The sequence below is a fragment of the Aeribacillus pallidus genome (genome assembly GCF_050478865.1).
Classification (GTDB): domain Bacteria; phylum Bacillota; class Bacilli; order Bacillales; family JACDOC01; genus JACDOC01.
In genome coordinates, this window is record NZ_JBCNBW010000040.1 from 41,089 (window position 1) to 55,363 (window position 14,275).

Sequence of the window (14,275 nt, forward strand, 5' to 3'; positions counted from 1 at the left end):
TCCTTACCCAATTGTTTTTTGAATCGCTTCAAGTACTCGATCCGCTTGGAACGGTTTAACGATGAAATCTTTCGCCCCAGCTTGAATCGCGTCAATAACCATTGCTTGTTGTCCCATTGCTGAACACATAATCACTTTCGCATTTGGGTCATGTTTCTTAATTTCTTTTAAAGCAGTAATTCCGTCCATTTCTGGCATCGTAATATCCATTGTCACTAAATCTGGATGAAGTTCTTTATATTTTTCAACCGCTTGTACACCATCAGCTGCTTCTGCCACCACTTCGTAACCGTTCTTCGTTAAAATGTCTTTAATCATCATTCTCATAAACGCTGCATCATCTACAATTAATATTTTGCTTGCCATCAAAATTACCTCCGAATTGTTTATTTTAATTTTTTAATTCGCTCTTTTTGACTTAAGATGTCCGTGATTCGTACCCCAAAGTTTTCTTCGATGACAACGACTTCCCCTTTGGCAATTAAACGGTTATTGACAAGAATATCAACTGGCTCACCAGCTAATTTATCTAATTCAATGACAGAACCAGATGTTAATTCTAATACTTCTTTTACTGAACGGGAAGTTCTTCCTAGTTCGACAGTCACTTGTAATGGGATATCAAGCAACATGTTTAGATTACGAGTCTCATGTTCCTGTAGTGGAGGTACCGATTGAAACTCTGAAAACATGGCTGGTTGGACATTTTTCGGTTGTTGATCAAAGCCATGGCCACCAAAGTGATTCGGTGTTTGTTGAGCTGATAGTGGAGGTGTATAAAAGGATGGTTGTTGAACCTCCACGGGCTCTGAGTTAGATACAGTTTCTTGTAATGATGATACTGATGGTGATACCGTCTGTTGTAATTGCTTCTCTTCCATTGTAACGGAGATTTCTTCATTTGTAGATGTAGGATTCAATAATTCTCCTACTAAAGTCTTAGCAAATGGTAGTGGTAGTAATTGCATAATATTTGAATCTATTAAATTACCAATGGTCAAACGAAACGAAACCTTGACTAGCAGATCTTCTTCGAGAAGCGTATCCGTTCCTTCTCCTTGAGTTAAATCAAGCAACTCGACAGAAGGAGGGGAGATATCTACCTTTTTGCTAAAAATGGTCGACATCGATGTAGCGGCAGATCCCATCATTTGGTTCATTGCTTCTTGGACGGCACTTATTTGGATTTCGCCAAGCATATCGGAAGGATTTGTCCCGTCTCCTCCCAGCATTAAATCGGCAATAATAGCCGCATCGCTTTGCTTGATGACAAGAAGGTTTGTCCCAAGAATCCCTTCTGTATATTCCACTTGTATCGCTACATAAGGATGTGGAAATTCATCTTTCAAGTTATTTTTTGGTACGATCCCCACTTCTGGTGTTGTAATATCTACTTTCTGGTTTAATAATTGCGAAAGAGCAGTCGCCGAACTTCCAAATGAAATATTTCCGATTTCACCTAAAGCGTCTTGCTCCATTGAATTTAAATAATCGTCAACATTAATTTCTTCTTTATTATCGAACATATCTCCATCATCAGCTGTCCCTCTTAGAAGTGCATCAATTTCATCTTGAGAGAGCATGCCATCATTCAACATCCAAATCTCCCCCCTTGTAAGTGTCTAAAATCTGAATGGCGAGTTGTTTGTTCACCTTACCTGGTTGAGCGATAAATTTTGGTATATTTCCTACTTTCACGGTGAGGGGCTGATCAATTTTTTGATGTAATTCGATGACATCCCCTACATCTAACATTAAAAATTCTTCAATGCTGATTTCAGACGTACCTAATTCTGCAACTAATGGTACAACAGCCCTTTTCACTCGTTTTTCTAGTTGAACTATTTCTTCAGGTGAACGTTCTTTTTTCTTCGTTTGCATCCAGTAATGAACAGATAATCTAGGAATAATCGGTTCTAATACGACATGTGGAATACATATATTAATCATCCCACTTGTATCACCAATTTGGGTATTTAACGAAATAACTACTACCGTGTCATTCGGTGATACCATCTGCAAAAATTGTGTATTGACTTCAAACTCTGATAAAACAGGGTCAATATCTACAATGGTACTCCAAGCATCTCGTAAGTTTTCGAACGCCCTCTCAAATAAATTCGACATGATTTTTGTTTCAATTTCGGTCAAGTTTTCAATTTTATTCATGCTCGTTCCTTTTCCCCCAAGCACGCGGTCCATCATCGCATAGGCTATATGTGGATTAACTTCCATCAAAATACGACCGTCTAATGGAGGAACTTCAAAAACATTTAATATCGTCATTTTCGGAATCGAGCGGACAAATTCTTCATACGGCAATTGGTCCGCTGAGGCGACGGTGATTTGCACGTAAGTTCTGAGCTGAGCAGAGAAATAAGTTGTTAGAAGACGAGCAAAGTTTTCATGAATACGCGTTAAACTTCGAATTTGATCTTTGGAAAAACGAAGCGCCCGCTTAAAATCGTAAACTTTCACTTTTTTCTCGTCCTCTTCTTTTTTTAATTCTTCTGCACTCATCTCTCCTGTTGTTAAGGCAGATAAGAGGGCATCGATTTCGCTTTGAGATAATACTTCGCTTGACATTGTTTCACCTCCACCTCCTCTTTCGTAAAATTTCTGTTAATAAATTATTGAATGATTAAGGAGGTGATATACACTTTTTCAACCGTTCCTTTTTGCATGATACTGTTCACTTTCGAACGAATCATTTCTTCTAAATGGTGCTTTCCTTCTTTTCCTTTCAGGTCCTCGGCTTTCATCTCGGAAAGCTCTTTTATAATAATATCTTTTACTTGAAAGTTACGTTTTTCCAATTCTTCTTTTGCTTTTTTGGAACTGGTCTGAATCTTAAATGAGATTTTAATATAATCATTGCTATATAAGTTCGTCGTAATTTCTTCAATATCTACAGTAGCTTCCAATACTTCATCTATGGTAGGTTCTGCATTGGGATCGTCATTTAAATTTAATATGACGACCAGTGCTACGACCCCTACTAAAGTAATTACTGTTAATAAAATGAGCATGATTCGGATTAAGCGATTATTCATCTTCATCCCCCTTTGGCACAACCCCTAATACGTGAACAGAACGGTAAAAATGGAGGATTCGTTCCATTACATCGTGTTCTTTTTCCTTCACAACATACTTTTTTCCATTTGTAAGTGTAATCGTTGTATCAGGAAGTGACTCAACAGTTTCTATGTATAGTGCATTAAGTAAAAAAGACTTGCCATTTAAGCGTGTAACTTGGATCACGGTAATTTGAGGGCTAAGGCACAAAGCTTAGCCCTCTACCTCCTTTTTATCGTTTTAAATTCACTAATTCTTGTAAAATTTCATCTGATGTCGTGATAATTCTCGTATTCGCCTGGAATCCACGTTGAGCAACAATCATTTCAGTAAATTCTTCTGATAAATCAACGTTAGACATTTCAAGTGTACCGGCCACGATTGTCCCTTCACCATTTGCTCCTCCAGCTGTACCGTAAGCAGGTGCACCTGAGTTTGATGTTTCAATAAATAAGTTTGAACCGGCTTTTTCTAATCCTTCTGGGTTATCGAATTTAGCAATTGTTATTTGCCCTGCAGGTTGTAAAGTACCAGCTGCGTCAATATAAGTAACAGTTCCATCACTGCCAATACTAAAACTTTTAGCTGTATTCGGAATGTTGATTCTACCTCCGCCAACTTCTCTTACAAAAAGACCATCAGCATTGACCAAGTCACCATTTACATCTAAATAAAAGTTCCCAGCACGAGTAAATACGGTTTGGGCACCATTTAACAAGACAAAAAAACCATCACCAGAAATAGATAAATCTAATGGTCGACCGGTTGTTTGTAAACTACCTTGAGTATGAATGGTATCGATTGTTGCTAACTGGGAGCCAAGTCCTACTTGTTTTGGGTTTGTTCCACCTCTTGTCGCCGTTGCACTACTAGCACCAGAGATTTGCTGACTTACCATATCTTTAAACGTTGTTCTCCCTTTTTTAAAACCATAAGTATTTACATTGGCAATATTGTTACCAATAACATCTAACTTAATTTGGAAATTTTTCATTCCACTAATACCTGAATACATAGCTCTTAGCATAGCGAATACCCCTTTCTTTTTTTTGCTGCATCTGTCAGTCAGCAGCGTGACAGCCTCCTAAAAAAGGTCCAGCTGTTAATCGTCTACAATTATGGTCCCATTTATATTAGTAAAAATTTGCGTCTTTGCTTCGGTGCGGTCCATCGCTGTTATGACGGTTTGATTTTTTGCACTGACAATTAAGACAGCATGTTTGGTCAGAACGAGCGATTCATTCACACCTAATTTCTTTGCCTCCAACACTTTTTCTGTGATCTTTTGCCATTCTTGGGCAGGAATATGGATCCCCCGTTGCGCAAGTCGTTCATTGGCATGTTTACTGATTGTTAATGTTCGTTGTTGATGAATGGTATCTTGAAAAATGGTTTTAAAATCTTGCGTTGATTTCGTTAACGGACGTTGTAACGACTTATTTTTCCCTGTCGGTTGAATCGACTGTGGAGGAAAGCCTAATACATACGGTGGCTTCATGTGATCCCTCCTTTTATTGTGAAATGGATATCACCTCATCTAACGTTATTTCATCACCGTTGTCTAATTTCAGTTGAAGGATGCCTGATTTGACGGAAACCGCTTGAATGACTCCAGTTCGTTTTTCTTGATCATTCATCCATGTAACATTTCGTCCAATCATCAAACTGCCTTGTAAGAGAAGATTACTTTCTTGTTCTATCGGTTGATGGACTTCTGATATGTTCTCAGGTTTTAAAACGGTCCCATCTTCTAGTATGAATTCCGCATAATCACCTTTATATCGAATCGATTGAATCACACCAGTTCCTTCTTCAACGATCAGTTGATCTTCATCGACAACTTTATGCCAAGAAATTTCTTTCCCGACAAATTGATTCATTTGAATCATTTGATTTTGCTTTTGCTCATTGGCCCAACGATCAAAGCTAGTTGCTAGATTCGTAATTTGTTCTAATGTTGAAAATGTCGCCATTTGGGCAATAAAATCCTTATCTTGTAATGGGTTTAACGGATCTTGGTTTTGTAATTGGGTCATTAAAATTTTTAAAAAGTCATCTTTCCCTAACGTATCGCTCTTTGCTGTACGTTTTTGTTGAATGGAACTTAAAAATAAGTTTGGGTCTAAAGAAACCGTCATCCTTCTCACCTTATTCTTCCATTATTTCGACCGCTTTTATAAACTCGTCAAACGATTCTGCTGATTGTTCTTTTTGCTTCTGTTTCGATTCCTGCTGGGAAGCTTCTTGTTCACCTCGTGATTGTTGTCCCCCTTTGTCAAAACGTTGTGATTCTAATTGACCATGGGAGATCTCAATTTTCTCTACTTGAATTTGGTGTTGAGCAAAAGCTGATTTTAATCCTTGTACTTGAGACTCAAGCAGTTCTTTCGCAGCAGCAGTAGATGCTAACATTTTTGCTGTCAATATCCCGTCTTTTTGAATCAATTCAATCCGTAAACTACCTAAATGCTCAGGATATAGCTTAATGAGCAGCTTCTCTGTTCCTTTCCCTTTCATGAAAGAGGAGCGATTCAATATGTTCGTAAATTCCTCTACAAATTGTTCATAACTCAATGGTTTCGATTGCGAAGTTAGGGTAAGCATCAGTTGCTCTGCTCGGGATGGCTGCATGAAGACGCTTTGTCCGTTACCAATGGTTTCAGTCCAACCGAACATCGACCCTTTAACCAATTGTCCACCTAGCGTTGTCATAGATTGGCCCGTTTCAGTATTTGATTGGGACATATGATGATACACTTGTTTTAAAAAGGCTTTGTTGTTATTTCCAATCAGCGGTTCCAATCGTTGAGCCATTCCTCTAAGCAACTGTTGTAACTCGTTCGCTTGTTCCAACCGTTTTCCGAATCCATCCATATGACGAATAACGTGTTCAAACATTTTCGCTGCATAGAGGACGGATTTTAAGTGCTTAGATGACAATTGACTTAACTTATCAGCAGGAACCATATGTAAAAGGCTGAGCAATGGAGATAAAACTGCACTCCAATCCCCTTGGTTTTGAACTTTTATGAGCCAATGTAGTTGTTCTTGGAATATAGGATCATTTATCTCTAATCGTTGTAACCCGTTAATCAATTCGTTTAGAGCATCGTTCAACTCACTGTTTGTTAGACCGGTCTTCTGTAATGTTACTTCTTCTGCTGTTCCGTCTTGAATAGGAGATATAAAAGAGACTTGTTCATTTAATAAGCGAATAATATCCTTCCACACTTCATGACTTGATAATGGAAGGTTGGTTTCATTACTAATGAATGGGGAATTAGTAGTTTTCCCTTGCAACTGAGCAAACACAGCACCGAAAGAAGTACCATTCCTTTTAGTTGTTGTAGGTGTTGATGACAGAAACGGTGTTCCTGCTTTTACGAGACTCACTTCCACCTTTTTTCACCTCCTTTCAAAAAGGCTCTGTTAAACGATACTGTTGATATTTATTCATTTCGCTTGTGGCGGACGCTTTCCGCGGGCAAGGTGCAAGCCGCTTCCCTCGCTACGCTCAAGTATGGGTCTTGCGGCTTCTTGTTCCCGCTAGAGTCGTCGCCGTGTGAATAACTTGCTAAAAATCATGACATATAACATAGTCTTCAAAAAAACTTAATGGTTATTTGTTGCTAATAGTTCGGTATATTTGGCCGCATCTTCTGGAGACATTTTTTCCAAAATTTTCGAAAGCGCTTCTGTACTTATATTTGCTAAAATTTTCACCGCTTGCTGTTCCTCCATATTAGAAAGGATGGAGGCAGCATTTTTAGGAGACATCGTCTCATACGTTTGAACTAACTCATTAAATGCTCGCTTATTTTCTTCCTGAATTTGGTGAAGTTCCTCCATTTGTTGCATCAGTTGTTCTTTCTCGGCTTTTAACTCGCTATTCGTTTTTTCTGAAGAAGCCAATTTCTCTTCAAGTTGAGTAATTTTCGCTTCTTTATTTTTCATTTCTGCTTCTAATTCAAAAATTTGTTCATTTAATTTAGTAATCGAATCTTTAGTTTCCCCTTCTATTGTTGAAGATAAAAAAGGTACTTTGTGCGCCCATTCTTTTCCGCTTTCAAATACGTTAACTCCAGCAGCGGTCATGACAAAAAGTGCAACGGTCGTTGCAAAAAGTAAAGGAATCACGATAAGAAACACAACAACTTGAAGTGGTCTATACCTTTTGTTTGTCATCTCTTCCATTTTCAACACCTAACTTCCGCTGCGGTATACATATTGAAAAATTGAAATTTCGTCCATTTCCCGCATATCTTGCTGTTTTTCGATTTCAATAAACTTTTTAAATTCTTGCTCTTTTACTTTTTCGTATTTTTTTACTTCTATTTGTTTTTCTTTTAATTGTTCTTCTTGCCAATACATACGGGTACGCGCATTACGAACGGCTCCTTGGAAATAGTCAATCGAGCGTTCCAAATTGGCGATAAATTGTTGATGATGTTTCATTTGTTGTACAGACATACCAGAAAGCAGCTGTTTTTGTTGAAGCGTTTCAAGGTCTTCTTTTCTTTTTAAAAGCTCATATAATTTTGTAGCCACTTTGTCAAATTGTTCAATCGCTTCTTGATAATCCCGCTGCGCTTTTTCTTGTTCTTTTTCCTTCATCGCCATTACTTTTTCTAAACGAAATTGAAACGACAATTCGACTAACCTCCTTTACGGCTGAGGTTTATTAACTGATCAACACTTTCTTTCATCGACACTTGTTCGTACATCGATTGTTTCAAAAACTGTATGATACTTGGATAAAATTGAATGGCTTCATCAATATCCCGTGAAGTCCCTTTTTTATAAGCCCCAATATGGATTAAATCTTCTGATTGTATATATGTATGAAGTCGATTCCGAATGATGGAAGCTGCTTCTAAATGTTCATCGGTAACTAAATGATTCATTAATCGGCTTACGCTTTTTAACACATGGACGGCGGGATATTGCCCTTGATTTGCTAACTTTCGATCTAAAACAATATGACCATCTAGTATGCCTCGAACAGTATCGGCAATTGGCTCATTCATGTCATCTCCATCCACTAATACCGTATAAAAAGCTGTAATAGTCCCTTTTTCATTCGTTCCTGTCCGTTCTAATAACTTCGGTAAAAGGGCAAAAACAGATGGAGTGTATCCTTTGGTCGTCGGTGGCTCCCCAATCGCTAATCCAACTTCACGTTGAGCCATGGCTACACGAGTGACAGAGTCCATCATTAACATCACATTCATTCCACGGTCTCTAAAATATTCGGCGATGGCAGTAGCTGTTAAGGCCCCTTTGATTCTCATTAAGGCTGGTTGATCCGATGTGGCGGCCACGACAATCGAACGTTTCAATCCTTCTGGACCTAAATCCCGTTCAATAAATTCACGTACTTCCCTGCCGCGCTCACCAATTAAGGCGATAACGTTTAAATCGGCCTTTGTGTTGCGAGCGATCATCCCTAATAGCGTACTTTTACCAACTCCACTTCCAGCAAAAATACCAACACGTTGCCCTTTTCCAATCGTTAGTAAACTATCAATGACTTTTACTCCAACTTCCATTGGCTCCACAATCGGAGGTCGAGTTAATGGATTAGGTGGATCTTGTTCCGTTGGTACGCTGGTAAGCCGTTTTGGAAGTATTCCGCCATTTAACGGATGGCCAAAGGCATCGACTACTTGTCCAATTAAAGATTCACCAACTTTTACTTCAAGTGGCTTTAATGTGGCTTCAACTAAACTTCCTGGAGCTATTTCTTTTACGTTCGTATATGGCATAAGCATGACATTTTCATCTTTAAATCCAACGACTTCTGCTAAAATCCTCCGTTGCCCTGCATGAATCAAGCACACGTCCCCAATGGAACTTTCAGGTCCTTGCGATTCAATTAATAAACCAACCACTCGTTTTACCCGACCGTACCGTTTAATGGGGACAAGTTTAGGAATATAAAGTAGTAATTGTTCAGCCTTCATTCATTTGAATCTCCTTCAAGAATTGCCTGTAATTGTCGGCGGATTTCATTTAATTGGGTGTCGACACTGGCATCAATTCGTCCTTGCGGTGATTCTATGAAACAACCATCTAATGGTAACTCATCATTTGGATAAACGTATAATTGCACTTCATTCGGAAATAGCGTTTGTAATTCTTCTTTTTCCGACAGCAAATAACTGTACTTTGATGGATGGATATGAATTTGAATATCACGATATTCTCGTGCTTCTTTTAATACTTGTTTGACAATCGAACTGAAGATGGATGGGTCTTCGTTTAAAGCATGTCCCACAATGCGCTCAGCCGTCTTCATTCCTAGTTCAAAAATGACATGTTCTGATCGTTCAATATTCTCATTCGCTTGTTGTTGTGATAATTGAACGATCTTTTTAGCTTCTTGAATGAATTCCCGCTGTTCATCGTACCCTTGTTGTTTTCCTTGTTGAAATCCAGCTTTATACCCTTCTTCCTTCGCTTGATGTAATAATCGCTGCCTTTCTTGTTCCAGCTGCTCTTTTTCCAATTCAATTTGCTTTTTCGCTTGTTCTAGTTCCAATTGGGCCTGTTGAATGATTTGTTCTGCTTTCGTTCGTGCTTCTTCCAAAAGGCGCTGTTTTTCTTGTTCTGCATTGATTTCATTCTTTTGAACATCATTTTTCTTCACTTCAAAATGAAGATTACGTATTCCAATAACCTTTGATGATGCTTGAGCATTGGTCCAACGGGACTTGATAATTTTAGACAATAATATCGTCCCCTCCTCCGCGTGCAATAATGATTTCTCCCGCATCCTCTAGACGCCGGATAATAGCAACAATACGAGATTGGGCTTCTTCTACATCTCGTAGGCGGACTGGACCCATATATTCCATTTCTTCTTTGAATGTTTCCACCATCCGTTTGGACATATTGCGAAAAATAATTTCTTTGACTTCGTCGCTCGCAACTTTTAAAGCTAGCTTTAAATCCTCATTATCCGCATCGCGAATAACTCGCTGAATGGAACGATTGTCCAAGGTAACAATATCTTCGAAAACGAACATCCGCTTTTTTACTTCTTCGGCTAGTTCTGGGTCTTGGATTTCCAATGCATCTAAAATGGTCCGTTCTGTTGCCCGGTCAACACCATTTAACACTTCGACGAGCGCCTCAATTCCACCCGTTTGAGTATAATCTTGAGTTACGGTCGTCGATAATTTCCGTTCTAATATCGCCTCTACTTCATTAATAATTTCCGGTGAAGTAGAGTCCATTAAAGCAATGCGTCGGGCGATATCCGCTTGAACTTCTTGAGGTAATTCAGAAAGTATTTGACCTGCTTGCGCAGGATCTAAATATGATAGAACGAGCGCAATTGTTTGCGGGTGTTCATTTTGAATAAAGTTTAAAATTTGTCCCGGATCTGCTCTTCTAGCAAAATCAAACGGTCTTACTTGTAAAGATGATGTTAAACGATTAATGATTGCAGCGGCCTGTTCTTCCCCTAGCGCTTTCTCCAATACTGTCTTTGCATAGCCGATTCCACCTTGGGAAATATAGTCTTGGGCTAAAGCAATATTATGGAACTCTTCAAGGACTTCTTCTTTCGCTTGTGAATCAACTTTTTTCACTCCAGAAATTTCAAGCGTTAATCGTTCAATTTCTTCTTCCGTTAAATGTTTGTAAACAGAAGCAGATACATCAGGTCCTAGTGAAATGAGAAGAATGGCAGCTTTTTGTCTTCCTGTTAGTTCTTTAAAATTTTTCTTACTCATCTTCTAGTTCACTCCTAGTCTTCCGCTAACCAAGTACGCAATATTTTAGCGAATTCTTCCGGCTTTTCTTTAGCCATTTTTTCAAGTTGTTTTCTCCTCATCGATGCTTCTGTTTCTACTTCTTCGTTCACGTCCGGGATTTCAATTGATGCACTCATTTCTTGTAACACCATGTCCTCTTCATCTTGTCTGCGGCGAGTTCTTATTAATAGGAAGATTAATAGACCAATAATACCAATAAGTACTCCGCCAACAACGTATGCCCACCAAGGAATAATAGTTGTAGATGTTGGATTAAATTCGATTTTCCCTTTAAACGGTTGGACGGAAACAACAATGCGATCTTCAATCTCTTCATCCGTTAATGGTGTTGCGACTTCTTTATCAATTGAAGTACGGACAATGGTTGCTAGCATTTTCGTAATGTCTTCACGACGGTCCTCAGGTAAAGAGGAAGGATCATCTGGGTTTGGAGGTTCTACCATCACTTGGATTCCTAAATCACGAATTTTGTATGGACTCTCAACGATTTCTTTTCGAATTCGATTCACTTCTTTATTAATCGTTTCTTCCATTCGTTCGTAATCACCAGTTCCTCCATTCCCTTCTAAATAGGAAGTACCGAGCGAATCGGTAGGGTCTTCTCCTTGCGGCACCCCTCCTGCAGCATCCGCATTACCGGTAAAGGTTTCCGTAATCCGTTGGGCACTAATCGTAATTCCTTCCATATTTTCCTCATCAACTGGAGTGACTAATGATTCCTCGCGATTTTCTTGGGTAAAATCAACATCAGCTGTTACGGAAACAACGACTTTATCGTGTCCCATTAATGTTCCAAGCATACTTTGCACTTGGCGTTGAATATTGCGTTCAATTTGTTCTTTAATATTTTGTTGTTCAGCAAATAATGAACCAGTCGAATTTTTATCATCTTTCAGGTCAAAATACTCAAAATATTGGTTCATAATAACGATATTATCAGTAGGAAGGTTGGGAATACTTTTAGAAACTAAGTGATACAACGATTTTATTTGTTTTTCATCAAAATCGTATCCCGGCTCTGTTTGTAGAACGATGGAAGCCGACGCTTCTTGTGCTTTATCTTTTACAAAAACTCCTTCATTTGGTAAGTTGATCATCACTCGGGCGTCTCGTACTCCGTCAATCCCTTTGATTAACTCAGCAAGTTCGGTTTGCATCGCATCTAGCTTCATGACATTAAACTCATTTTCTGTCATACCAAATCCGGCGTTTTGACTAAAAAATGAATAATCGATACTCCCAGACTTAGGAATTCCTTCAGCTGCTAGTTCCACTAATAACGTATCCACATATTGGTCTGGCACTTTGATGGTCGTACCACCATCGGTAATTTCAGACGGAATCCCCTTTGCATCAAGGCTTTCTTTTATCGATCCAGTCTCAGCTGGAGATAAATTGCTATAAAGAGGAACCATCGTGGGACGTGAAAGTATGTACACCGTTACCGAAATTAAGATGATACCGAGAAGAGAGATACCGGTTATAAGCCATTTTTGTTTCGTAGATTTTTTGTTCCAAAATTGTTTCAGTGGTTCTATATATCTATGTAACGTCTCATTCATCGTAATCCTCCGGCGTTATCGATATTACTGAAGAGTAAAATTATACTTGCATTCTCATCATCTCTTGATAAGCTTCAACTACTTTGTTTCGAATTTCTACAGCTGTTTGTAACGAAATCGTTGCTTTTTGAGCGGCAATCATCACTTGATGAAGCTCCACATTTTCACCTTTTACTAACTTCTCTGTTAAACGATCCGCTTCAAGTTGGGATTGGTTCACTTGTTCAATGGATTGCTTTAATACTTTGGCAAAAGATTGTTGAGCAGAAAAAGCAGATTTTTGAACTTTTTTTTCACTTAACGGTCGAAAAGGAGAAACAACATTCGAATTTATTTCATTGAGTAGCATATTTTCATAACTCCTTTACTTATTTTCCGATTTCAAGAGTTTTCATCATCATTCCTTTAGATGCATTAAATACCGTTACGTTCGCTTCGTACGAACGTGTTGCACTTATTAAATCAACCATTTCGCGGAGTGGATCAACGTTCGGTAATTCAACATAACCATCCTCGTTAGCATCTGGGTGATTGGGGTCATAGACTAGTTTAAAAGGGGTTTGGTCTTCAACGATTTTCGACACTTTTACCCCTTTAGTCGCCTCATTTGTTCCCATTGCTTGGCGCAAAAATGACGCAAATGAATGACCCTTTGGTTCAAGAACAACCATTTTCCGGCGGTATGGCTGCCATTCGCCATTCACAAGTTGGGCTCTAGTCGTGTCCACGTTCGCCATATTGGAGGAAATAACATCCATGCGTAATCGCTGAGCGGTTAAGGCAGAAGAGGTGATATTTAAGCTAGTAAAGATCGACATGACCTTACTTACCTCCTTTAATAACGGTTTGTAATGAAGAAAACTTACCGCTGATTCGATCGGTTAAGGCGTGAAAATAAATTTGATTTGTCGCTAAATCTGCCATTTCTTTGTCTAAATCAACACTATTTCCCGAATGATTGTAGTTCCTCAATTGGGAAGTAATAAATGCACCAGTCGTTGTCTGACGACTTTGAAAATCAAAATGCCTTTTGTCCGTGCGATAAGCAGAGAACGATTGGTAATTCCGTTCTTTTTCGAATATTTGTCGAAAACTGACATTTTGGGCTTTATAATTTGGCGTATCCACATTCGCTATATTATTGGAGATCGCCTTTTGTTTGAGGGCAGAATAATCTAACCCTTTTTCTAGCAAAGTAATTGTCGATGAAAATAACTTCATAGCGTCCTCCTTTTTTACGAGGATTACATTTTTTTATCTTTTTTGACAAATTTCACGGAAAATCACAGTAACTATTGTAATGTTTTCCAAACCCCATGTCTATTTCATTTCCTAAGACTACTAACCTATTTTTTAGAACTAGTACTTTAGAATTAATTATATACATTATTTTGTAAATACAGAAAATGGACAATTTTCGACAAATATCTCGGTATTCATTGTATCAATTTTCATCTTTTTCTTCCATAGTGAAATGTTGAAATGGTATAAAGGATTTTACAAAATAACCGATATTGACAAATTGCATTTTCATCATAACATGTACAAACGGGCAGATACGTTAATTTTTTGTATATTTTGTTGAAGTTTGTCAAATTCTACTTATCATAACATGCTGATTGTTTGTAGATTTATCAATTTGATTCAATTAGTCATACAAAAATAAAAAAAGTCTATGTTATATTTCATTGTTGATTTTTAGCTAATTGTTTACTGAAACGAAAGGCGGCGACTCCAGCGGGAACAAGAAGCCGCAAGACCCATACTTGAGCGTAGCGAGAGAAGCGGCTTGCGGCTTGCCCCCGGAAAGTGTCCGCCACAAGCGTAATGTATAAATATCAACAGTATCGTTTAACA

At 38.4% G+C, this 14,275-nt stretch carries 18 protein-coding genes; all 18 read right to left on the reverse strand.

Annotated elements, in window-relative coordinates; all coding sequences use genetic code 11:
- Window positions 1-3: 3 nt before the first annotated feature.
- The gene (locus tag ABES52_RS10070) at window positions 4-366 is read right to left on the reverse strand and encodes a response regulator (RefSeq protein WP_429651029.1); all 363 of its coding nucleotides are present in this window, start codon (window positions 364-366) and stop codon (window positions 4-6) included.
- Window positions 367-386: 20 nt separating this feature from the next.
- Complete coding sequence (gene fliY, locus ABES52_RS10075; RefSeq protein WP_429651030.1) at window positions 387-1,598, reverse strand: flagellar motor switch phosphatase FliY; 1,212 nt, start codon at window positions 1,596-1,598, stop codon at window positions 387-389.
- On the reverse strand, window positions 1,588-2,586 hold the full coding sequence (fliM, locus tag ABES52_RS10080) for a flagellar motor switch protein FliM (RefSeq protein ID WP_429651031.1): 999 nt from the start codon (window positions 2,584-2,586) through the stop codon (window positions 1,588-1,590). Before fliM ends, fliY begins: the two co-directional genes overlap by 11 nt.
- A gap of 44 nt (window positions 2,587-2,630) precedes the next feature.
- Complete coding sequence (fliL, locus tag ABES52_RS10085) at window positions 2,631-3,053, reverse strand: flagellar basal body-associated protein FliL (protein WP_429651032.1); 423 nt, start codon at window positions 3,051-3,053, stop codon at window positions 2,631-2,633.
- Window positions 3,046-3,261, reverse strand: a complete 216-nt coding sequence (locus ABES52_RS10090) for a flagellar FlbD family protein (protein WP_429651048.1) — start codon at window positions 3,259-3,261, stop codon at window positions 3,046-3,048. The genes fliL and ABES52_RS10090 overlap by 8 nt, the downstream gene beginning before the upstream one ends.
- A 46-nt stretch (window positions 3,262-3,307) precedes the next feature.
- On the reverse strand, window positions 3,308-4,102 hold the full coding sequence (flgG, locus tag ABES52_RS10095; protein ID WP_429651033.1) for a flagellar basal body rod protein FlgG: 795 nt from the start codon (window positions 4,100-4,102) through the stop codon (window positions 3,308-3,310).
- 75 nt (window positions 4,103-4,177) lie between these two features.
- A complete protein-coding gene (locus tag ABES52_RS10100; RefSeq protein WP_429651034.1) occupies window positions 4,178-4,573 on the reverse strand; it encodes a TIGR02530 family flagellar biosynthesis protein in 396 nt (131 codons plus the stop codon).
- Window positions 4,574-4,586: 13 nt separating this feature from the next.
- Window positions 4,587-5,213 (reverse strand): flagellar hook assembly protein FlgD, encoded by a 627-nt coding sequence (gene flgD / locus ABES52_RS10105; RefSeq protein WP_429651035.1) that lies wholly within the window; start codon window positions 5,211-5,213, stop codon window positions 4,587-4,589.
- A gap of 10 nt (window positions 5,214-5,223) precedes the next feature.
- Window positions 5,224-6,474 carry a flagellar hook-length control protein FliK gene (locus tag ABES52_RS10110; RefSeq protein ID WP_429651036.1) on the reverse strand — a complete coding sequence of 417 codons (1,251 nt, stop codon included), beginning with the start codon at window positions 6,472-6,474 and terminating at the stop codon, window positions 5,224-5,226.
- Between the two features lie 213 nt (window positions 6,475-6,687).
- On the reverse strand, window positions 6,688-7,269 hold the full coding sequence (locus tag ABES52_RS10115) for a MotE family protein (RefSeq protein ID WP_429651037.1): 582 nt from the start codon (window positions 7,267-7,269) through the stop codon (window positions 6,688-6,690).
- Window positions 7,270-7,278: 9 nt separating this feature from the next.
- Window positions 7,279-7,725 carry a flagellar export protein FliJ gene (gene fliJ, locus ABES52_RS10120; RefSeq protein ID WP_429651038.1) on the reverse strand — a complete coding sequence of 149 codons (447 nt, stop codon included), beginning with the start codon at window positions 7,723-7,725 and terminating at the stop codon, window positions 7,279-7,281.
- Between the two features lie 5 nt (window positions 7,726-7,730).
- Window positions 7,731-9,038, reverse strand: coding sequence for a flagellar protein export ATPase FliI (fliI, locus tag ABES52_RS10125; protein ID WP_429651039.1), 1,308 nt, complete (start codon window positions 9,036-9,038; stop codon window positions 7,731-7,733).
- Window positions 9,035-9,805 (reverse strand): flagellar assembly protein FliH, encoded by a 771-nt coding sequence (fliH, locus tag ABES52_RS10130; RefSeq protein WP_429651040.1) that lies wholly within the window; start codon window positions 9,803-9,805, stop codon window positions 9,035-9,037. Before fliH ends, fliI begins: the two co-directional genes overlap by 4 nt.
- Window positions 9,798-10,814 (reverse strand): flagellar motor switch protein FliG, encoded by a 1,017-nt coding sequence (gene fliG / locus ABES52_RS10135; RefSeq protein ID WP_429651041.1) that lies wholly within the window; start codon window positions 10,812-10,814, stop codon window positions 9,798-9,800. Before fliG ends, fliH begins: the two co-directional genes overlap by 8 nt.
- A gap of 14 nt (window positions 10,815-10,828) precedes the next feature.
- Window positions 10,829-12,418 (reverse strand): flagellar basal-body MS-ring/collar protein FliF, encoded by a 1,590-nt coding sequence (fliF, locus tag ABES52_RS10140; RefSeq protein ID WP_429651042.1) that lies wholly within the window; start codon window positions 12,416-12,418, stop codon window positions 10,829-10,831.
- Window positions 12,419-12,458: 40 nt separating this feature from the next.
- The gene (gene fliE / locus ABES52_RS10145; RefSeq protein ID WP_429651043.1) at window positions 12,459-12,767 is read right to left on the reverse strand and encodes a flagellar hook-basal body complex protein FliE; all 309 of its coding nucleotides are present in this window, start codon (window positions 12,765-12,767) and stop codon (window positions 12,459-12,461) included.
- A 19-nt stretch (window positions 12,768-12,786) separates the two neighbouring features.
- Window positions 12,787-13,236: a flagellar basal body rod protein FlgC gene (gene flgC, locus ABES52_RS10150; protein WP_429651044.1), complete on the reverse strand. Its 450-nt coding sequence runs from the start codon at window positions 13,234-13,236 to the stop codon at window positions 12,787-12,789.
- A 4-nt stretch (window positions 13,237-13,240) separates the two neighbouring features.
- Complete coding sequence (flgB, locus tag ABES52_RS10155; protein ID WP_429651045.1) at window positions 13,241-13,639, reverse strand: flagellar basal body rod protein FlgB; 399 nt, start codon at window positions 13,637-13,639, stop codon at window positions 13,241-13,243.
- Window positions 13,640-14,275 lie beyond the last annotated feature (636 nt).

Coding starts and splice junctions, on each gene's coding strand:
- ABES52_RS10070 (WP_429651029.1), bottom strand. CDS start 366: ATGGCAAGCAAAATATTAATTGTAGATGATGCAGCGTTTATGAGAATG.
- fliY (WP_429651030.1), bottom strand. CDS start 1,598: ATGTTGAATGATGGCATGCTCTCTCAAGATGAAATTGATGCACTTCTA.
- fliM (WP_429651031.1), bottom strand. CDS start 2,586: ATGTCAAGCGAAGTATTATCTCAAAGCGAAATCGATGCCCTCTTATCT.
- fliL (WP_429651032.1), bottom strand. CDS start 3,053: ATGAATAATCGCTTAATCCGAATCATGCTCATTTTATTAACAGTAATT.
- flgG (WP_429651033.1), bottom strand. CDS start 4,102: ATGCTAAGAGCTATGTATTCAGGTATTAGTGGAATGAAAAATTTCCAA.
- ABES52_RS10100 (WP_429651034.1), bottom strand. CDS start 4,573: ATGAAGCCACCGTATGTATTAGGCTTTCCTCCACAGTCGATTCAACCG.
- flgD (WP_429651035.1), bottom strand. CDS start 5,213: ATGACGGTTTCTTTAGACCCAAACTTATTTTTAAGTTCCATTCAACAA.
- ABES52_RS10115 (WP_429651037.1), bottom strand. CDS start 7,269: ATGGAAGAGATGACAAACAAAAGGTATAGACCACTTCAAGTTGTTGTG.
- fliI (WP_429651039.1), bottom strand. CDS start 9,038: ATGAAGGCTGAACAATTACTACTTTATATTCCTAAACTTGTCCCCATT.
- fliG (WP_429651041.1), bottom strand. CDS start 10,814: ATGAGTAAGAAAAATTTTAAAGAACTAACAGGAAGACAAAAAGCTGCC.
- fliF (WP_429651042.1), bottom strand. CDS start 12,418: ATGAATGAGACGTTACATAGATATATAGAACCACTGAAACAATTTTGG.
- fliE (WP_429651043.1), bottom strand. CDS start 12,767: ATGCTACTCAATGAAATAAATTCGAATGTTGTTTCTCCTTTTCGACCG.
- flgC (WP_429651044.1), bottom strand. CDS start 13,236: ATGTCGATCTTTACTAGCTTAAATATCACCTCTTCTGCCTTAACCGCT.
- flgB (WP_429651045.1), bottom strand. CDS start 13,639: ATGAAGTTATTTTCATCGACAATTACTTTGCTAGAAAAAGGGTTAGAT.